18 protein-coding genes and 1 tRNA gene are annotated in these 19,659 nt (G+C 61.4%); 9 read left to right on the top strand and 10 right to left on the bottom strand.

Going from position 1 to position 19,659, the window contains the following annotated elements:
- Nucleotides 1-3: 3 nt before the first annotated feature.
- The 3 genes from EE36_RS10465 to EE36_RS10455 form a co-directional block, all read right to left on the bottom strand.
- Complete coding sequence (locus tag EE36_RS10465) at nt 4-1,416, bottom strand: FAD-binding oxidoreductase (RefSeq protein ID WP_005852045.1); 1,413 nt, start codon at nt 1,414-1,416, stop codon at nt 4-6.
- A gap of 30 nt (nt 1,417-1,446) precedes the next feature.
- On the bottom strand, nt 1,447-3,255 hold the full coding sequence (gene ggt / locus EE36_RS10460) for a gamma-glutamyltransferase (RefSeq protein ID WP_005852043.1): 1,809 nt from the start codon (nt 3,253-3,255) through the stop codon (nt 1,447-1,449).
- A gap of 81 nt (nt 3,256-3,336) precedes the next feature.
- Nucleotides 3,337-4,323 (bottom strand): D-glycerate dehydrogenase, encoded by a 987-nt coding sequence (locus tag EE36_RS10455; protein ID WP_037954222.1) that lies wholly within the window; start codon nt 4,321-4,323, stop codon nt 3,337-3,339.
- 126 nt (nt 4,324-4,449) lie between these two features.
- Here EE36_RS10455 and EE36_RS10450 point away from each other — a divergent pair, with 126 nt between their 5' ends.
- The 4 genes from EE36_RS10450 to EE36_RS10430 all read left to right on the top strand — a co-directional run bounded on the left by EE36_RS10450 (nt 4,450) and on the right by EE36_RS10430 (nt 7,854).
- Complete coding sequence (locus tag EE36_RS10450) at nt 4,450-4,956, top strand: SH3 domain-containing protein (protein ID WP_005852039.1); 507 nt, start codon at nt 4,450-4,452, stop codon at nt 4,954-4,956.
- A 70-nt stretch (nt 4,957-5,026) separates the two neighbouring features.
- Nucleotides 5,027-6,016 (top strand): NADPH:quinone reductase, encoded by a 990-nt coding sequence (locus EE36_RS10445; protein WP_005852037.1) that lies wholly within the window; start codon nt 5,027-5,029, stop codon nt 6,014-6,016.
- A gap of 294 nt (nt 6,017-6,310) precedes the next feature.
- A tRNA-Gln gene (locus EE36_RS10440) sits at nt 6,311-6,385 on the top strand.
- A 342-nt stretch (nt 6,386-6,727) separates the two neighbouring features.
- Nucleotides 6,728-7,854 (top strand): IS3 family transposase gene (locus EE36_RS10430; RefSeq protein ID WP_198005472.1). Its coding sequence is split into 2 segments (ribosomal slippage): nt 6,728-6,998 and nt 6,998-7,854, totalling 1,128 coding nucleotides; the frame shifts between segments, so codons are not numbered across the junction.
- A 533-nt stretch (nt 7,855-8,387) separates the two neighbouring features.
- Here EE36_RS10430 and EE36_RS10425 read toward each other — a convergent pair.
- Together EE36_RS10425 and EE36_RS10420 are read right to left on the bottom strand one after the other, a co-directional pair.
- A complete protein-coding gene (locus EE36_RS10425; RefSeq protein ID WP_005852034.1) occupies nt 8,388-8,636 on the bottom strand; it encodes a DUF6552 family protein in 249 nt (82 codons plus the stop codon).
- Nucleotides 8,626-9,330, bottom strand: coding sequence for an SDR family oxidoreductase (locus EE36_RS10420; RefSeq protein WP_005852032.1), 705 nt, complete (start codon nt 9,328-9,330; stop codon nt 8,626-8,628). Before EE36_RS10420 ends, EE36_RS10425 begins: the two co-directional genes overlap by 11 nt.
- Nucleotides 9,331-9,447: 117 nt before the next feature.
- Here EE36_RS10420 and EE36_RS10415 point away from each other — a divergent pair, with 117 nt between their 5' ends.
- From EE36_RS10415 to EE36_RS10400, 4 genes are read left to right on the top strand one after another with little or no spacing between them, the layout of a single operon-like run.
- Nucleotides 9,448-10,389 (top strand): LysR substrate-binding domain-containing protein, encoded by a 942-nt coding sequence (locus EE36_RS10415; protein WP_005852030.1) that lies wholly within the window; start codon nt 9,448-9,450, stop codon nt 10,387-10,389.
- Nucleotides 10,390-10,444: 55 nt separating this feature from the next.
- Nucleotides 10,445-10,951 (top strand): 2Fe-2S iron-sulfur cluster-binding protein, encoded by a 507-nt coding sequence (locus EE36_RS10410; RefSeq protein WP_005852029.1) that lies wholly within the window; start codon nt 10,445-10,447, stop codon nt 10,949-10,951.
- On the top strand, nt 10,948-11,922 hold the full coding sequence (locus EE36_RS10405) for a xanthine dehydrogenase family protein subunit M (protein ID WP_005852026.1): 975 nt from the start codon (nt 10,948-10,950) through the stop codon (nt 11,920-11,922). Before EE36_RS10410 ends, EE36_RS10405 begins: the two co-directional genes overlap by 4 nt.
- On the top strand, nt 11,919-14,129 hold the full coding sequence (locus EE36_RS10400; RefSeq protein ID WP_005852024.1) for a xanthine dehydrogenase family protein molybdopterin-binding subunit: 2,211 nt from the start codon (nt 11,919-11,921) through the stop codon (nt 14,127-14,129). The genes EE36_RS10405 and EE36_RS10400 overlap by 4 nt, the downstream gene beginning before the upstream one ends.
- A 233-nt stretch (nt 14,130-14,362) precedes the next feature.
- On the opposite strand, the gene EE36_RS10395 is transcribed toward EE36_RS10400, so the two are convergent.
- The 3 genes from EE36_RS10395 to EE36_RS10385 are packed head-to-tail and all read right to left on the bottom strand — an operon-like array spanning nt 14,363 to nt 16,531.
- A complete protein-coding gene (locus tag EE36_RS10395; protein WP_005852021.1) occupies nt 14,363-15,586 on the bottom strand; it encodes a DUF3618 domain-containing protein in 1,224 nt (407 codons plus the stop codon).
- Nucleotides 15,576-15,974 (bottom strand): phage holin family protein, encoded by a 399-nt coding sequence (locus tag EE36_RS10390; RefSeq protein ID WP_005852019.1) that lies wholly within the window; start codon nt 15,972-15,974, stop codon nt 15,576-15,578. Before EE36_RS10390 ends, EE36_RS10395 begins: the two co-directional genes overlap by 11 nt.
- The gene (locus tag EE36_RS10385) at nt 15,971-16,531 is read right to left on the bottom strand and encodes a hypothetical protein (RefSeq protein WP_005852018.1); all 561 of its coding nucleotides are present in this window, start codon (nt 16,529-16,531) and stop codon (nt 15,971-15,973) included. The genes EE36_RS10390 and EE36_RS10385 overlap by 4 nt, the downstream gene beginning before the upstream one ends.
- 316 nt (nt 16,532-16,847) lie before the next feature.
- Between EE36_RS10385 and EE36_RS10380 the strand changes: the two genes are divergently transcribed.
- Entirely contained in the window at nt 16,848-17,342 is a 495-nt protein-coding gene (locus EE36_RS10380) for a ferritin-like domain-containing protein (protein WP_005852015.1), read from the top strand.
- A gap of 105 nt (nt 17,343-17,447) precedes the next feature.
- Here EE36_RS10380 and EE36_RS10375 read toward each other — a convergent pair whose 3' ends face one another.
- Together EE36_RS10375 and EE36_RS10370 are read right to left on the bottom strand one after the other, a co-directional pair.
- Nucleotides 17,448-19,118, bottom strand: coding sequence for a mechanosensitive ion channel family protein (locus EE36_RS10375; RefSeq protein WP_254655573.1), 1,671 nt, complete (start codon nt 19,116-19,118; stop codon nt 17,448-17,450).
- A gap of 128 nt (nt 19,119-19,246) precedes the next feature.
- A complete protein-coding gene (locus EE36_RS10370) occupies nt 19,247-19,627 on the bottom strand; it encodes a response regulator (protein ID WP_005852011.1) in 381 nt (126 codons plus the stop codon).
- Nucleotides 19,628-19,659: the final 32 nt, after the last annotated feature.

Here is a 19,659-nt window from a genome sequence, read left to right as displayed (position 1 = left end):
CGACTACGCTAGGGATTCGGGAAGAATCTTGCCCGGGTTCATAATGTTATCGGGGTCGAACGCCTGTTTGATCGCGCCCATGACGCCCACTGCCGCTCCCAGTTCCTTGACCAGATAGGGGCGTTTGCCCTGTCCGATGCCATGCTCCCCCGTGCATGTCCCCTCCATCGAGATCGCGAGCTCGTTGAGCCAGCTGATGAAGTCTTCGGCGCGGGCGACTTCATCCGCGTCGTCCATATCCAGAAGCAGCGAGGCGTGGAAATTGCCATCGCCTGCGTGGCCGACGATGGGCGCGATCAGACCCAGCTCCGCCGCTTTGGCGTTCGCGCGCCCGACCGCTTCGGCGAGTTTTGAGATCGGCACACAAACGTCGGTCGCCACAGCCTTGCAGCCGGGGCGCAGGGCCAGCATCGCCCAATAGGCATCATGACGCGCTTGCCACAGCTTGTTGCGTTCCTCCATCGTGGTGGTCGCCTGATAGTCGGTGCCGCCGTTTTCATCGGCGAGTGCGGCGAATGTCTCGGTTTGTTCGACCACACCGGCGTCAGAGCCATGAAACTCCAGCAGCAACATCGGTGTTTCGGGCAGCGACAGTTTGGCATAGCCATTCACCGCGCGCACGACCATCGCGTCCAGCAGCTCTATCCGTGCGACGGGCAGCCCGTATTGGATCACGCTTTGCACGGTTTCACAGGCCGCCTCGACCGAGGGGAAGGAACAGCGGGCAGAGCTGATCGCCTCGGGGATGCCTTGTAGCTTCAACGTGATTTCGGTGATCACACCCAATGTCCCTTCAGAGCCCACCATCAGACGCGTCAGATCGTAACCCGCAGATGATTTGCGCGCCCGTGCCCCGGTGCGGATCACCGTGCCATCGGCCATCACCGCCTCGACCGCCAGCACGTTGTCCTTCATCGTGCCATAGCGCACCGCATTGGTGCCCGAGGCCCGCGTCGCCGTCATCCCGCCAAGCGAGGCATTGGCCCCGGGATCAATGGGAAAGAACAGACCCTGATCCCGCAAATGGGTGTTCAGCGCCTCGCGGGTGACGCCGGGTTGCACGCGGCAATCCAGATCGCCGGCGTTGACCTCGACCACAGCGTCCATCTGCGTGACGTCGATCGACACGCCCCCCGCGGGCGCATTCACATGCCCTTCAAGCGAGGTGCCGGTGCCGAAGGCGATGACCGGCACCTTATGCGCGGCGCAGACCTTCACCACAGCCGCGACATCGTCGGTCGAGCGGGCAAAAACCACAGCATCGGGGGCCTGATTTCTGATCCAGGTCGTCGTATGCCCGTGCTGTTCGCGGATCGCGTCGCCCGTCTGGAAGCGTTCGCCGAATTGCTGCTTGAGGATACCCAAAGCGGTGTCGATCCCGGTCTCGTTGCGGGGCATGTCGGTGGCCTGTGCCATATGGTCTTTCCTTTGGTTCAGAATGGGCGATCACTCGCCAAGGGCGATGCCTTCGCGGCGCGGGTCAGCCCCGCCGCGCAGGTCATCGCCAATCGAAATCATATGCAACCCCGAGGTCAGCGCACGGGTGTTCACCTCGTAGCCAAGGCCGGTCAGCGCATCGGCCATCGCGGCGGCGTCGGTGCCTTCCTCAAGGTCGTAGGGACCGAACCGGTTGATCGCATGGGGCAGTGCTGCGGCCTGTTGCACATCCATTCCCCAATCCAGATGCGCGATGATCGCGCCCGCGACATAGCCGATGATGCGGCTGCCACCGGGGCTGCCCACGGCCAGAACCGGCGCGCCATCTTTCATCACAATCGTCGGTGCCATCGACGAGCGCGGGCGTTTTCCCGGCTCGACCCGATTGGCAATCGGCACGCCATCGGTATGCGACCGGAAAGAGAAATCCGTCAGCTCGTTGTTCAACAAAAACCCGCGCACCATCAGTCGGCTCCCAAAGCCGTTTTCGATGGTGGTGGTCATGCTCGCGACATTGCCCATGCTGTCCACGATCGACACATGCGAGGTCGACGGCAGCTCGATAGAGATATCATCGGCAAAGTTCAGGGCATGGTCGAAAGCGGGCGCGCCCGCGGTGACTTCCGGCAGCGCATCGTCGCCCTGCAACAGCTTGGCGCGATCCGCCAGATAGGATTGGTCGAGCATACCGGTCACCGGCACCGGCACATAATCGGTATCGGCCACATAGCGCCCCCGATCCGCAAAGGCGAGCCGCGAGGCATCGCCGATCAGCCGCAGCACATCCGCGTCCGCCGGTCCGGCGCTCAGGTCCGCATTTTCCAGCAGCCCCAGTATTTGCCCTACGGCCAGCGCACCAGAGGACGGCGGCCCCATGCCGCAGACCTCATGCCCGTGATAGGGCGCGCAAAGGGCGTCGCGTTCCTTGACCCGATAGATCGAAAGATCGACCTCTGACAGCACACCGGGGTTGGTGGCCCCTTGGACAGCCCCCACGATGTCGCGCGCAATGTCGCCGGTATAGAAAGCCTCCACCCCGCGTTCAGCCATCGCCGCGACCGTGCGGGCATAATCGGGATTCTTGAGCGTATCGCCTGCCTGAACCGGCGTGCCGTTCGGCATGAAATAGGATGCTGTCGTTTCCGACGTTGCCAGCCGTTCGGCGTCATCAGCCACCAGCCCCGCAAGACGTGGGGACACGGCAAAGCCCTTCTCGGCCAAGGCGACAGAGGGGGCCAGCAGCTCGGCCCACGGCTGGTTGCCCCATTTCTCATGCGCTGCGGCCATCAACGCAGGGGTGCCCGGCGTACCGACCGACCGCCCGCCAACGACGGCGTCAAAGAACCCCAGCGGCACACCTTCGTCGTCCTGAAACAATTGCGGCGTGACCGCCAGCGGCGCGGTTTCGCGCCCGTCCAGCGTGGTCAGCCAGCCCGATGCGGCGTCATACCAGACCAGAAACGCCCCGCCGCCCAGACCAGAGCTTTGCGGCTCCACCAGCCCCAGCATCGCTTGGACGGCGACCAGCGCATCGGCTGCGGTGCCCCCCCGTGCCAGCACATCCGCCCCCGCCTGAACCGCGTGAGGGTTGGCGGCGGCGACCATCCAGTTCTGGGCGATGACCGGTTTGCCCGCATCCTTAGCCTCGAAGGCGGCGGTGATCTGCGGCGACATGCCGGTAAAGCTGCCTTGGCTGGCACCTTCGGGCGCGACACTATCGGCGGCCTGTTGCGCGAAAGCGGCCCCGCTTACAAAACCACCTATGGCGATGGCTGTGCAGGTCCGCCCGATGTATTTTACAATGTGATGTGCAAGCATGGTCCCCTCCCCGTTCCGGTGCTCGGGGTCAACCTACTTGTTTTTAGCGCCAGCGCAAATTGAACTGCACCGGCGCTGCGCCTAAAGCATCGAGGGTACGACCTGATCCGGCGGACGGTGCCCGTCTTCGAAGGTCTTGATGTTGATGATGACCTTCTCGCCCATCTCTACCCGCCCTTCGAGCGTCGCAGACCCCATATGCGGCAAGAGCACGACATTGGTCAGCTCGCGCAAGCGCGGGTTGATGTCGGTGCCGTGTTCGTAAACGTCCAGCCCTGCGCCTTGCAGCTCGCCCGCGCGCAGCATCCGCGTCAGGGCGTTTTCGTCGATCACTTCCCCCCGGGAGGTGTTTACGATCACCGCGTCGGGCTTCATCAGCTTCAGGCGGCGGGCGTTCATCAGGTGGAAGGTGCTGGGGGTGTGCGGGCAGTTGATGCTCATCACGTCCATGCGGGCCACCATCTGGTCCAGGCTTTCCCAATAGGTCGCGCCAAGGCTCTCTTCGATCTCGGGGCGCAGACGGCGGCGGTTGTGGTAGTGGACCTGCATGCCAAAGGCAGCCGCGCGCCGTGCGACGGCCTGACCAATGCGGCCCATCCCCAGAATACCCAAACGGCGGCCGCTGACGCGCCCGCCAAGCAGCGCAGTCGGGGCCCAGCCCTGCCAATCGCCTTTTTGCATCTGTGCCATGCCTTCGGACATGCGCCGTGTGACCGCGAGAATCAGCGCCATGGTCATATCGGCGGTGTCTTCCGTCAGCACGCCGGGCGTGTTGGACACCAGAATCCCGCGCTGCCGCGCTGTCATCACGTCAATATGATCGACCCCCGCCCCGTAGTTCGCGATCAGTTTCAGCCGGTCCCCCGCCTGCCCGATCAGTGCCGCGTCGATTTCATCGGTCACGGTGGGCACCAGGATATCCGCAGTTTTCATCGCCTCGCCCAGTTCAGAGCGGGTCATCGGCGTGTCATCCGCGCGCAACGTCACATGAAACAGTTCCGTCAATCGCTTTTCGACGACTTCCGGCAACCGTCGCGTGACTACAACACTTAGCGGTTGCTTTGACATTGTGGGCCTCCCAAATATGGCTTTGCACTGTGCTTGGTGGCATGGTGTCCCAAGCAGAGACGAGGCACAAGAACCTCGCAGGGCAAAACTGCATTAAATCAACGGCAACAGACCAGACAGGCAGTCATGAAACCGATGTTACGTTCCGTCCTTTTGGGCGCCCTTGCAGCCGTTCACCTGTGCACCACCCCGGTTTTCGCACAAGAGGTCGGCCAGGTGACCAACCTGCCGGTGCCCCGTTTCGTGTCCATGAAAGCGAGCGAGGGGAACGTGCGGCGCGGGCCGTCACTGACGCACCGGATCGATTGGGTGTTCAAACATCGCGACCTGCCCCTGCGCATCACGGCAGAGCATGGCCATTGGCGCCGCGTCGAAGACCGCGACGGTATGGGCGGCTGGGTGCATTATTCGCTGTTGTCGGGCACGCGCACCGTTCTGGTCGAACAGGACCGTCTGCAGCTGCTTGTCCGCCCCGACCCCAAAGCCCCCGTCGAGGCAGAGCTTGAACTGGGCGTGATCGCGCGGCTCGGAGCCTGCGACCTTGAATGGTGTTTCCTGCGGGTCGGCGGCTATAAAGGCTGGGCCCCCAAAGCGCGGCTCTGGGGCGTGGGCCCGAAAGAGCTACGCGACTGACCGCGCAATTGCACATGCCACGGTCTTGGGCTTAGGTGGCACAACACCGTCCCCATGATCAGGAGCTCTCATGCGCGCAGTCACCTATTCCACCCTTGGCGAAGCACGCGACGTGCTGACCCTGACCGAGATGCCAACCCCTGCCCCCGCTGCGGGCGAGGTGCTGGTGCGGCTGGCCGTGTCGGGGGTGAACCCCTCCGATGTGAAATCCCGACGCGGGCGCCCCGGCATGACCCATCCGCCCTTCGAGACAGTGATCCCGCATAGCGATGGTGCCGGCGTGATCGAGGCCGTGGGCGACGGTGTGGACCAAGCCCGCGTGGGACAGCGCGTCTGGATCTGGAACGGGCAATGGCAGCGCCCCTTTGGCACTGCCGCGACCCATATCGTCCTGCCACAAGTGCAGGCCGTCCCGCTGCCCGATGACGTGAGCTTTGACACTGCCGCCAGCCTTGGCATCCCCGGGTTGACCGCGGCCCACGCCGTGTTCAACGGCGGTGATGTCGCGGGGCAAACGCTGCTGATCCAGGGGGGCGCGGGCACCGTCGGCTATCTCGCCGTGCAATTCGCCGCTTGGGCAGGGGCGCGCGTTATCGCCACCACCGGAGCCAGTGGGGCCGAGCGCGCAAAATCCGCAGGCGCACAGGTCGTGCTGGACTATAGCGCCCCCGATCTGGCGCAACAGGTGCTTGATGCCAACGGTGGTGCCCCCGTCGACCAGATTATCGAGGTCGAATTCGGGGCCAATATCGCGCTGGATGCAGAGCTGATCAAACCCAACGGGCGCATCGCGGCCTATGGCTCTGCCAAGGTGATGGAACCGACGCTCCCCTTCCTGCCCCTGCTCTTTAAGGCGGTGACCATCGACATCATCCTCGTCTACCTGCTGACCGAGGCCGAACGAGCCCTCGCGATCAAGAAAACCCACCAAGCCTTGGCCGAAGGGGCGCTGCACTGCCCTGTCGAACAGACATTCGCGCTGTCAGACACGGTCAAAGCCCATGAAGCCGTCGAAGCCGGTGCCCGCGCCGGCGCGATCTTGATCAACTGCGAAGGCTGACAACCCTCGCACGCGACATATATTGCACCCTTGAAGCGAGGGGGACGGCGGCGGTGCGCCCCCACGTCCCCCCTTTCGCGCGATCACGTGTTAGCTCGGATGCAGGATATCAGCAGCAAGACATACAGCGGCAATAGGCCCCCTGCGGCCGAGCGACCCCGCTGATCCTCCCCAATAGAACACAGCCTGCTCTGCCCCAAACCCGGCTCAAGAATAAATTCCGAGATTCTCCCCACTTTTTCTCCAGAAAGGTATTGCACCCCCCCGCACTCCGGACTAATTACGCCCACACGTTGGGATGTAGCCAAGTGGTAAGGCAACTGTTTTTGGTACAGTGTACCGTAGGTTCGAATCCTACCATCCCAGCCACTTCACTTTAGACATTATTAAGATCAGGCCCTCGGGCCGCTTTAGGGTCCGAAATGCCCCTGATAATGCCCCTCGCCTAGGGTAGGCCTTCCTTTACTCTACTTGGCCATTTTTCTGGGGCAACAGGTGGGGCTCTGGTTAGGACGGATCAGTGGTTACCTTGATATAGCTAGGGATGACCCGCTCCATCATTCATGAGGTATCTAGGTAATAGGTATAAGTAATGAATAAGAAGGGAGAATAAGAAAGAGAAGTAGAGGTCCTAAGGGGGTATCCTGAGGTGGTCCCAGAAAACTGGACAGTCGGCTAAGGTGTATCCCAAACCTTTGAAGGGATACGAGAATGGCGAAGCGTCGGAATTTTACAGATCAGTTTAAGGCCAAGGTGGCGTTGGAAGCGCTGCGTGGCGACAAGACCGTGCAGGAGATTGCGGCGAAGCACCAGCTTCACCCAAACCAGGTCAGCACTTGGAAGCGGCAGGCTATCGACGGGATGGCCGATGTGTTCTCTGGCGGCAAGCAAAGCGGCCCGACAGAAGCAGAGGTCAAGGAGCTGCATGCCAAGATCGGGAGGTTGGCGGTCGAGAACGATTTTTTGTCCGAAGGGCTGAAGCAGTGAGCCCCGAGGAAAAACGCGCGATGATTATACGGGACCATCCCGAGTTGAGCATCAGCAAGCAATGCAAACTGGTGCGGCTGTCGCGGTCGGCATTCTATTACACGCCGGTCGGGATCGATGCGGACACTCTGGCAATGATGAAAGAGATCGATCGCGTCTTCACCAAATACCCGTTCTTCGGCAGTCGCCAGATCGCGGCCTATCTGCGCCGGGAAGAAATTGCTGTCGGGCGCCATCGCGTCAGAAGGCTGATGGCGAAGATGGGCTTGGAAGCAGTCTACAAACGGCCCAAAACCAGCCAGCCGCATCCCCAGCATCCGGTCTATCCCTACCTGCTTCGAAGCTTGCAGATCGAGCGTCCGAACCAGGTCTGGTGTGCCGACATCACCTTCGTGCCGGTTCGCAACGGGTTCCTCTACCTCGTGGCGATCATGGACTGGGCGTCGCGCAAAGTCCTGAGCTGGAGGCTGTCGAACACGATGCACGCAGACTTCTGCGTGGAGGCTTTGCAGGAGGCAATCGTCAAATACGGCCCGCCCGAGATATGCAACACGGATCAAGGATCGCAGTTCACCGGATCGGCGTGGATCACGACGCTGACCGCGGCAGGCGCGCGCATCTCGATGGATGGGCGGGGCCGCTACCTCGACAACATCTTCATCGAACGGTTGTGGCGGAGCCTGAAGCAGGAGGCGATCTATCTCCAAGAGATCAGCGATGGCTTCCAGGCCCGGCGCGTCATCAAGGGCTGGATGACATTCTACAACACCGAGCGGCCCCATTCTGCGCTTGATCGGTTAACGCCCGACGACGCATATTGGGCCGGATTGGAAGAGCAAAAAGCAGCATGAAACCTAAACCCGATACACCTTAGAAACGCTGCAAACCTGTCCGAAAAGGTGGGACCACTTCATCCAACATGCTTGACTGTGACACACATTCGACTCAAACCTATTCTCAAGAAAACAAACCGGACAAACTTTCAAATTTTATCAAGGCACTGATATTATGTTAGAACATCCTACCATCCCAGCCACTTCACTTTAGATGAATAGCGTAAGCACCTGGCCCATCCGGTGGTGGTATTATTGCCCCCGTTTCCGCCCCAGCGTGATCGATACCCAAGCAGGCTAATCTTGGTTCTCGACTGGAGACAGAGGTGATGAGAGCTACCGGGGATAGGCATCGGTAACGAAAAGGCACGCGAGAGAGATCAGGGGCACCCGCCCCCTCGAGGTCCCTGCCGTGCCCAGCCACCCAAGGTGGCCGAGCTGCAGCATAAAGAACCCTTGGGGAGGGTTCTTAAGTCTGTGTAGCTGGCATGGCCCAAACGGCTTCATATACTCAGGTGGCGATGCGGCCAACAGCGGCGATGCCAAAAGCGCTATTGGCTGGCCATGCCAACGATCATCGACCCCAGTGCGACAAGGTGGATCAGCATGATCGCCCTGTCATTCCACAGGGTGCCCACGATGAACCAACCGATGACGCCGACGATAAACAGATAGAGGTTCCACGGCGTCCAGCCGAATCCCGTTGCGGCGTAGCCGAGGATCTGCACGATCGATGCGGCCCATTTGATCCAGAACGCAAGTCGGGTGCTGCTGCGCAAGGCGATCAGATCAGACGGCACGGGTCAGCCCTCCGTCGATGCGCCAGTTCTGACCGGTGACATAGCCGCCTTGGTCGGACGCCAACCACCCGATGAGGGAGGAAACCTCTGCCTCGGTGCCATACCGGCCCATGGGGATGCGCGCGCGGCGGTCGTCTGTTTCGGGCAGGCTGTCGATGAACCCCGGCAAGACGTTGTTCATGCGGATGTTCTTGTCTGCGTATTGATCGGCGTAAAGCTTGGCGAACCCTGCAAGCCCCGCGCGGAAAATCCCTGATGTGGGGAACAGCGGGTCGGGCTCGAACGCCGCGAAGGTAGAGATGTTGATGATCGCGCCGCCGCCCTGTGCTGCCATGATCGGGGTCACCAGTCGCGTGGGGCGGATCACGTTCATCAGGTACACGTCCATGCCCTGATGCCAGTCGTCATCCGTCATCTCCAAGATGTCGCCCTTGGGTCCGTGACCGGCCGAGTTCACCAACACATCGACGCGCCCCCATCGTTCCATAGCGCCATCGACCAATTGCGTCAGATCATCAACCGACTGGTTGGTGCCGGTGACACCGAAGCCACCAAGCTCTTTGGCCAGCGCTTCGCCTTTACCAGAGGACGACAGGATCGCGACCTTGAACCCATCGGCGGCAAGCTTTTTGGCAGCCCCTGCCCCCATGCCGCTGCCGCCCGCTGTGATTAACGCTACTTTTTCTACACTCATGACGTTTGCCTCCTATATATGCTAGACAGCGCTAGTGCGTCTGCTTCAACGCAGGTAAGCGCTTTGCAACGCTTCGACCAGCCAGACATACTGCTGCATGACGATAGGATTTCTACTGTGCCGACCTCGAACGACCTCCCCCCTCTGAACGGGCTGCGCGCCTTTGCAGCGGCGGGCCGCCATCTTACCTTTCGCGCCGCAGCTGATGAATTGGGCGTGACTCAAGGTGCGGTGGCCCAACAGGTGCGCGGGCTCGAAGACCATCTGAACCTGCGTCTCTTCCTCAGAGAGCCGCGCGGGTTGGCCTTTACCGAAGAGGGGCGCGCCTATCACATCGCGATTGCCCGCGCTTTCGACCAAATGGCCGATGCAACAGATGCGCTGCGCACCGCGCCGTCCCACGTCACGATCAGTGTCACCCCCACCTTTGCGTCGAAATGGCTGATCCCCCGACTGGCGGCCTTTACCCAAGCCCACCCCGGCATTGATCTGCGCATCACCGCGACCGAAAGAGTGTCCAGCTTCCACGCGGATGGAATCGACCTTGCCGTGCGGCAGGGCAATCCGCCATTCGGGGCGAGTCTGCGCGCTGATCTGTTGTTCGAGCAGCAGATCGTCGCCGTCTGCGCCCCCCATTTGGCAGAAGCGCTGAACACGCCGATGGACGCGGCAGGTATCGCAGAGGCGACACTGCTGCATGACACGCACGATCTTTGGCCGCAGTTCATCAAAACGGTCTTTGGGCGAGATGTCCCGACGGCGCGCGGTCTGCGGTTCAACCAGACGACGCTTAGCCTTGATGCGGCGCTTGCCGGTCAGGGGATCGCCCTTGCCAACCGGTTTCTTGTCCAGCGTGATCTGCGTGCGAAACGGCTGGTGCAACCGATTGAAGGCGCATTGAGCGGTGGTAGCGGGTTTTACCTTTTGTCCCCACGGCAAGGCTCCCCAAGCGGCGCCGCTCATGTCCGCGATTGGCTACTGGGCCGCGCCCGCGACGACGTGGCAGAGGCCGCCCTAACTCCAAACGACGAAAGCAACCTTCCCATAGCGGAACCCTGACCCGCTGGCGGGGGTTCTTCTTCATAGATGTCACAAGACAAAGGGCCCCCTCCTCATGAAGACGACACTGACCGTTAACGGCGAAGACCATAGTCTTGACGCCGACACCCGCACGTCGCTGCTGGATGCGCTGCGCAATCACCTGAACCTCACCGGCACCAAAAAGGGCTGCGATCACGGCCAATGCGGTGCTTGCACCGTCATGGTCAACGGCCGCCGCATCAATTCCTGCCTGACGCTCGCCTGTATGCACGACGGCGACGAGATCACCACGATCGAGGGTCTGGGCGACGAACGCAACCTGTCCGACATGCAGCAGAACTTTGTCAAACACGACGGTTTCCAGTGCGGCTATTGCACGCCGGGTCAGATCTGCTCAGCCACCGCCATGCTCGAAGAGTTCAAAGCCGGCTGGCCCTCTAACGTATCCGGCAGTCTGACAGCCTCGCCCGAGCTGACCGACGACGAGATATCAGAGCGGATGTCCGGCAATATCTGTCGCTGCGCCGCCTATCCCAACATTGTCGATGCGATCCGCGAAACGGCGAAGGGGCAGTCATGAAACAGTTCGATTACATCCGCGCCGGCGCCAATAGCGATGTCACCGGCACCCCAGATGCCACGATCATCGCCGGGGGAACCAATCTGCTGGACCTCATGAAGCTAGAGGTGATGACTCCCGACCGGCTGGTCGACATCTCGCGATTGGACCTCAAACAGATCACCCCAACCCGCGATGGCGGGCTGCGCATCGGTGCTTTGGTCACCAACTCTGATCTGGCGGCGGATATGACCGTACGGTCGGATTATGCCGCACTCTCCGCCGCCCTGCTGGCGGGCGCGTCCGGTCAGCTGCGCAACAAGGCGACCACGGGGGGCAACCTGCTGCAACGCACCCGCTGCTACTATTTCTACGACACCGATCAGCCCTGTAACAAACGCGACCCCGGCTCCGGCTGTGGTGCGATGGAGGGGGCGAACCGTCTGCACGCGATCCTTGGTGTGACCGACAAATGTATCGCCAGCCACCCCAGCGATATGGCGGTGGCCATGCAGATGTTAGGGGCCGAGGTCGAGATAGAGGCCACCGATGGTGTGACCCGTACAGTGCCGCTGTCCGACTTCTATCTGATCCCCACCGACCCCGCCGTCGAAACCGTCTTGCAACCCGGCGAGTTGATCACCGCCGTGATCCTCCCCGCCCCCGCCGAGGGTCGCCAGACCTACCGCAAGGTACGTGACCGCGCGTCCTACGCCTTTGCGATGGTATCGGTCGCGGCGCGGATCAAGGTGACGGATGGCAAGATCACCCAAGCCGCAATTGCCTGCGGCGGTATCGGTTCAATGCCATGGCGCGATCCGGCGGTCGAGGACGCGTTGATCGGGCAAGAACCCGCGCGCGAGGTGTTTGGCAAAGCCGCCGATATTCTGGTCGCGGAGGCCGCACCGAAAGAAGGCAATGCGTTCAAGGTGCCGCTGGCGCGACGCACGCTTATCGCCACACTCAAGGAACTCACGGGGGTACAGCAATGACCGACGGTAGCAATATTTCGACCGCCGAACTGACGATGGATGAACCCGATGACCGCAACCGGCTGGATGCCACGGTTCAGGGGTTGATCCACACCGGCATGGACCGCCCTGACGGCCCGCTGAAAGTATCAGGCCGCGCCACCTATGCGCATGAGGATCAGCCCACGGGCATGATGACCGGCGTTTTGGTGCGCGCCCCTGTCGCGGGCGGTCAGGTCACCGGCCTGAACGCCGAGGCGATCCGCAAGCTGGATGGGGTGCGTGGTGTGTTCCACGGCAAGACCTTCCTTCGTAATCCCGCCCAAGGCACCGCGAACGAAGCACCGGTGCAGCCGGACGGCAAAATTTCCTATGTCGGTCAGCCCGTGGGCTTGGTGGTCGCCGATACGTTCGAGCAGGCCCGCCACGCGGCCCATATGGTCGAGCTTGAGATCACGCCCGACGATGCGGTCACCGACCTGGAAACGGCAGAGATCGAGACACCGAAGGAAAAACAATCCTCCCAAGGTGATCTGGACGCCGCCCTGTCGCAAGCCGCCTACACCGTGGACGAAACCTATCGCACCGGCGGGCATAGCTCGTCGGCAATGGAACCCCACGCCGCGATCGCGCAATGGGACGGCGACAAGCTGACCCTGCGCGGGTCGTACCAGATGCTCAAATACAATGTGAATGAACTGGCCGACGCCCTTGGGATCGACCCAGAGAATGTCCATCTTCTGGCCCCGTTCGTGGGGGGGGGCTTCGGCTCCAAACTGGGCATCAGCCACGAGGCCGTGGCCGCAGCCCTCGCCGCGCGCGAGCTGGGGGCACCGGTGGCTGTCGTATTGACGCGCCAGCAGGTGCTAGAAGCGACAATGCGTCGATCCGAGACCGTGCAGCACATCAAGCTCGCCGCGGATGCCGACGGGCGCATGACCGGCATCGGGCACGATTCCACCGTGTCACAACTGATGGACGAAAGCTTTGCAGAGCCGGTAGCCCAGGCCACGCCATTCCTTTACCGCGGAGAGAACCGCGAGATCGGGATGCACATCAAGCGGATCAACCGCATGTGTGCAGGCTCTGTCCGCGCGCCGGGGGAAGCGGTCGGGATCACCGCGCTTGAAATCGCGATGGACGAACTGGCGGTCGCAAGTGGCATCGACCCTGTCGAATTGCGCAAACGCAACATTCCCGATGTCGACCCGTCAGACGGGCGCGCATTCTCGTCCCACAAACTGGCCGAGGCGCTGGATGATGGGGCCAAGACCTTTGGCTGGGACAGCCGCGAGGTCGGCAAGACGGATGGTGAATGGCTGATCGGCTACGGCATGGCCTCTGCCACCCGCGTCAATATGCTGGGCGAAAGCCATGCCCGCGTGACGCTGAATCAGGACGGTAGCCTGCTGGTGGAAACCGATATGACCGACATCGGCACGGGCACCTATGCGATCCTCACCCAGATTGCGGGCGAGATGCTGGGCGTGCCTTCGGACCGTGTGACCGTGCGTTTGGGCGACAGCAGCCTGCCCAAAGCCGCCGGATCCGGTGGCAGCTGGGGTGCCGCATCCTCGGGCGGGTCGGTTTTTGTCGCCTGCGAAGCCCTGCGCAAAAAGATCGCCGAAGCAATGGGCGTAGAGGAACGCGACCTGACCCTGCAAGATGGTGTCGCCACCGCCAACAACCGTCGCGCCGATCTGCCGGAATTCACCAAGGATGGCCCGCTCACGGTCAAGGGCGTGATCAAGAAGGGTGACACCCAGACCGACCGCCGCCAAGCCACTTTCGGTGCCTTTTTTGCCGAGGTCGGCGTGAACAGCGTCACCGGCGAGACGCGCGTGCGCCGGATGCACGGCAGCTTCGCCGCCGGTCGCATCCTGAACGCCAAGACAGCGCGCTCCCAATGTCTGGGCGGCATGACCTTTGGCATCGGCATGGCGCTGACCGAAGAACTGATGTTCGACAAACGCGACGGCCATCTGGTGAACAACGATCTGGCTGAATACCACGTGCCGGTAAACCTTGATGTGCCACAGCTGACCGTGAACTTCGTGCAGGAACGTGACCCTTGGGCAAACCCCATGCAGGCCAAAGGCATCGGAGAGCTGGGTATCTGCGGCGCAGGCGCATCCATCATCAACGCGATCTACGACGCTTGCGGTGTGCGGGTACGCGATCTGCCCGCGACGATGGACAAGATCCTGTCAGGTTTGCCAGAGATGTAAGCGGCGGCATCCGCAAACAAAGCAACCGGCGCGGCGTAAGCTTGCGCCGGTTTTTTTGTGGGCTTTTGTCTATGTTTGGCCATTTCCCGGCAGGAGATCCGGCACGGGGGTGGCGCATCGTCCAATCCCGATCCCTGGGGCGGTCGTGGTACCCTCCGCCCCCTTCGCCAGCAACAAGGCACAAAAAAGCCCGCACGATGAAGCGCGGGCTTTTATCAGCTATATCGGCGTTATCAGGACTTCTTGACGTCTCCGACACCCTGTTTATCCGCCTCGGCTTCGGCAGCGTCGACAACACGTTGGCCGGAGGCTTTGGCCTTCTCGACAATCGCATCTGCTGCTGTATCACCCGAGGCCGCAGCGTCCGCGTCCTCTTTGGTTTCGCGCAACACCTTCTTCGCCTCGTCAGAGGCCGCCTGAGCAACCTTGCCGAGCTTTGCCTTTTCTTCGGCGAAGATACGTTCAGCGTCGGCCATCAACTGGTCGCTGTGCTGACCCATGTAGCGGTCCTCGGTCCGGCTGCGGGGCAGTGCGGCGCCGATGGCGGCCCCAACGGCGAGCGCAAGCGCGCCGGCGATCAGCGGCTGTTCTTCGTACATATCAACGGCACGATCCCGACCCTCCCGGCCATAAGAGGCGGCTGTCGCACGGGCGCGAACGGCGCTTTCACGGGCGGCAATGACGCGCTCGCGGGCTTGCTCTGACAGGTCTTCGGTGCCCTCGGCCAGACGGCGGCGCAACTGCGCTGCGCGTTCGGAGGCGGAGGATGCAAAGTCGCGAGCGCCCGATGCGACGGAATGACGAGCATCAGACACCGCACCTGCGGCGCCCTTGGCTTTGTCTGCCACGGCCGAGCCTGCGTTTTGGGCGGACCCCGCTACGCTGGACGCCGCGCCCGAGACGCGGTCACCGGCGCGCGACGCCGCATCGCCTGCACGCTGTGCGATACCGGCTTGATCATCATCTTCGGTAAGCGCCCAAGTTGGCACATCACCCGTCCGCGCAACATCGCCCGAGTAATATGGCTTGGACGGATCGCCGGGCTGTGGCCCCAGATCACGACGCTGGCCCACTGGAACAACGCCATGCTGCTGCGCACTGACCGGAAGGTCGTGGTCGTCGTGACGGACACCGTAATAGTTTGCACGCCCGCGGGTGTCGCGATAATCGCGATCATCGCGCGAAACATAGCGGTCGCGGCCTGGCATCTTGTCGCCGGCCATCAACCACGCGAGGCCAACACCGGTCAGCGCCAGCGCAATCGGATTGCGCTTTACCGCATCGGTGACAGAGCGGCCGATGTCGCCCCCGTGCTCGCGGAACTGATCCGAGAATTGGCGGGCAATGGTTTCGACCGAGAACTTGTCTTGCAGATCATCCAGCGTGCTGGTCAGTCCGGCGCGCTCGCGCTCGATCTCGCGTTCGATTTCTTCGGGGCTGCGGTTATTACTTGTCATCGTAAACCTCCTTCACGGCTTGCGCGTCACGTTTTACGTTCTTGGTAGTGCGGGTCGGTGCCAAGCTGCTGAGTTTCAGCGCATTGGTCCCTTTGTTGACCATCACATAGGCGATCAGTGCAAAGGCAACGCCGACGATCAGGGCCGACCACCCCGCAGGGATGCCTGCTTCGGTGAGGGCTGCGACCAATGCCGCGGACAGCACGTTCAATGCGGTCAGGGCAACAACGACAGCGCCGACGATCAGACCGATGGCCGCACCCGCAGATTTCAGATTTTCGTTTACTTCGGCACGGGCCAGATCGACCTCGCTGCGGACCAGCGAACTGACGTGGGTCAGCGCATCGCTCAGCAGGCTGCCGGTGGATTTATTGGGATCGGTGGTCATACTGTGCTCCCTTTCGGTGTGGTGTTTACGGCGGGGCTGGCGACATCACCTGTATCAAGGTTATGCGCGCGCTCTGCCGGTACGGGGCGTTCCATCTCGCGCCCCTCGTAGGCGTAGCGTTCGCCGCGTGCGCCAGTGTTCGACGCTTTGGCAAACCGTGTCGCGGCAAAGCCGACCAAGGCAGCACCGCCCAGAAAGACGAAGGGGTTGCGTTTGGCAAAGTCAGATACCGCGCCGACCATCTCGCCCAGATCCTTGTCGCGCATGGAGTCAGAAGCATCCGCAAGCCCGTCTGCAAGCTGGCTAAAGGTGCGTTCTTGTGGCGACCCGCTGCGCAGTTCGTCGGCGGCGGTGCGCAATGCGCTGGCCACGCCTCTGACTTCGCTCGCGGCGGCACCTTTGGCTTCGTCTGCATAGCGTGCAGCATCGGAGGCAACGGTGTCGGCCACGTCTTTCGCCCGCGCTTTGGCTTCATCCGTAGCGGAGGCGGCGGTGGCTTTTACTTTTTCATTCAGGTCCTGCGCGCCGGCAGGATTGCTATTTTTTGTATCAGTCATGATGCGCTCCTTTTGTTAGGCGATGAGGTTGAGAACGGCGAGAACGACCACGATCAGGCCGATGAGGTAGAAAATTCCATGCATTCAATTTCTCCTTTTTTGTCACGTTCCTGTTATTGAAGACCCAACCGTCAGAGTTGAATTTCGTTCCCCGCTTCCGACGTTGGGGGCGATAAAACTCGCGTCGGAACAGGTGTGATTTTGGGGTGCATATAAAGGCACGCGCGAAGCCGCCGCGCACGCAGACAGCGTGGAACGCATTGGCGCATCGCCGCGTTGGTCAGGGAATACAAATCACATCGCAAAGGAGATCGATATGCCGATGAACAGCCTTAAAGACGTGTACCATGACCAACTCCAAGACCTGTACAGCGCGAATAAACAGTCGCTGGATGTGGTCGTCGCCCTAGGCCGTGCCGCCAAGGATAAAGAGCTTTCCGAAGCCCTGATCGCCGGATCGAACGGCATCAGCGACGGCATGGAAAAGATTGCCGAGATTTGCAACGCCCACGGTATTTCGCCCACTGGTGAACACTGCAAAGGGATGGAAGGGCTTGTGGCCGAGGCGAAGGCCCACGCGCTGGAAGAAGATTTCGGCGACGACGACGTACGCGACGCCATGATCATCACACAGTATCAGCGCATGGTGCATTACGCGCTGGCCGGATACGGCTGCCTTGTCGCCTTTGCCAACCGTCTGGGCAAAGACGAAGATGGTGCCATCCTGCAGGAATGTCTGGATCAGACCTATGACGGTGACCGCCGCATGACTGACATCGCGACAGGTGGCGTGAATAAAGCCGCAGCCTAAGTTTGCGACAGTTGGGGCGTTAGCCCCCAACCAATGTGCAAAAGCCCCGCTGGATCAGCGGGGCTTTTCTCATGTCCGCGTACCTCGAAGAACCGTTTCGCGGCTTCAGCTCGCCTCTGCCGCGGTCGCTTGGGGGAAGTAATCGACCCCCTCTTTCTCGGCGAGCTTGTGGATCTCTGCCATGATGCCTTCACGCGCGTCGCAGGCGGCCTCCCACGAGGTGTTGGGGTCGGCACAGGGCACGAGGAACCAGACGTCCTTGCCCAGTACGTCCTGCCCCGCGACCCGCACGCAAACATCATCCCGATTGCCCACGTATTTCTCGTCCAGCTCGTCGATCACCTTGTCGAAAGCGTCGCGCAACGCATCCACATCTGCGGTGTGAGACAGTTTGATCTTGACGATGCGCAACATTTCCGGCTCCTGCATGGTCCAGTTCTTGAACGGGGTAGAGACGAATTCGGTCACCGGCACGACCAGCCGCGTGCCATCCCAGTCGCGCAGCTGAACATAGGTGAAATGGATCCGCTCCACGTGGCATAGCGCGTCGTTGAACACGATACGGTCGCCGATCTTGGCTGATCCGTTCAAGGCGATCTGCAACGACGACATGATATTGCTTAATATGCTGCGCGCGGCAAAGCCCAAGACAAGGGTGACCGCCCCAGCCGTCCCCAGCAACGTCAGCCCGAGGTTCTGGAACACATTAGTCTGCGACAGGAATATACCGCCGCCGACCAGCACAACAGCCACAACAAAGACCCGACGCGCCGCCGAGATGCGCGTTGCGGTGGTACGTTTGTGCACCTCTTCCTTGAGGGTCAGATCGGTTTCCTCGACCTGCGTCAGGTGATCCAGGATAACCTCGACGCAATTAACCACAAACCACAGCCCCGCCCCGATCAGCCCCAGCCATGCGGTCGGGACCAGCACTGTCGTAAGCTCTGCCGAGAAAGAGAAAATCTTGGCCTCGACCACCATGACGAACAGGGTCGACACGCCCACGCAGGCGGGCCCGCGCACCGATCGGAATATCTGCCGTGCCAGCTGCGACGGCACACGCTCCGCGATCCACCCCGTTAGCAACCAGACCAGTCGCGCCACGTAAATCGCCAGCGCGATCAGCACCGGCAGGCCAATGAGTTCCCACAGCGCAAGATCAACGACCGTGTTTTCTGTCAGCACATCGGGCAGCATGGTTTCAAGCCGACCGGGCCCGTAGCGGGTGTAGAGCCGCGGAATATTCTGCACCGTATGACGCGAGAACACCCAGACAGGGTCGCCCCCTTCGGGCTTGATCCGGTTTAGGCGGATGGACGCGGGGTAGTCGTCCATATCAAGCGTCCACAGCAACAGCGATTTGCGCGGCGTGCCCGCCATCGCCTTGTCAGAGGAGGATGCCGCATCCAGCGCGTCGGGCCGGTCCAGCAGGTTGTCCCAGTTGATCACAGTTTTCCGGCTGATCACGGTTTCAAGCTGTCGGATCAGCGATGTCCCCACGTCCTGCTGGCGATCCTGCTGGATATCGGACAGGTCAAGCAGATGCGCGGCACCGACCCAATCATCGCGGCGCACGGCCCGCACAAGGCTTTCCATCGTCGCACGGGGTGTTTCGCGGTCGATTTCTGGCGTGACCGCGGGCAGACCGCTGTTCAATGCCTCGACGCAATACCAGCGGGCGGTATCGCAGGCTTCCTCTTCCTCCTGCGCCGAAAGCGGTGCCGCAAAAATCAGAAGGGTGGCCATCAGACCCGCGAGGTATCGTAGCTTGCTCAAATCACTCTCCATTCCAGCGTCACGAAATCACGTGACATGTCGGGGTTGTGACTGAGCTAGCGCAGCTGCCGCATTCTACCAGTTTTGATCCGGGGATTTCGTGCCGCCAGACGCACCTGACCGCGTGGTCAGGCCCCCGCCTGCCCTGTGGCTTCGTGCAACATCTTGGTCACATGGTTCGTGGCATAGGGCTTGGGCACAAAGGCAGCCCCGCTTGGCACATCCGATTCATCAAGTTCGATCACGCCCGACGCGATCATGATCACCACCGGAGGCCAGGTCGTGCGCACATAGGCCGCCAGTTTGAGCCCGTTCATGGTGCCGGGCATATCAATATCGGTAAATAGGATGCCAATATCAGAATGCGTCTGCATCACTTCTATGGCTTCGTCGGCTGATCCGGCTTCATAGGTCTTAAAGCCGGCCTCTTCGATCATATCGACGGCCCCCATACGGATCAGCGGTTCATCTTCTACGATCAGCACGGCGGGTAGGTTCTGATAATCCACGTTTGGACAGCTTTCATTAGTGATCAATGGGC

Origin of the sequence: Sulfitobacter sp. EE-36, from assembly GCF_000152605.1 — a bacterium.
In the GTDB taxonomy this organism is placed as follows: Bacteria; Pseudomonadota; Alphaproteobacteria; order Rhodobacterales; family Rhodobacteraceae; genus Sulfitobacter; species Sulfitobacter pontiacus.
This window is presented reverse-complemented; position numbering and strand designations above follow the sequence as displayed.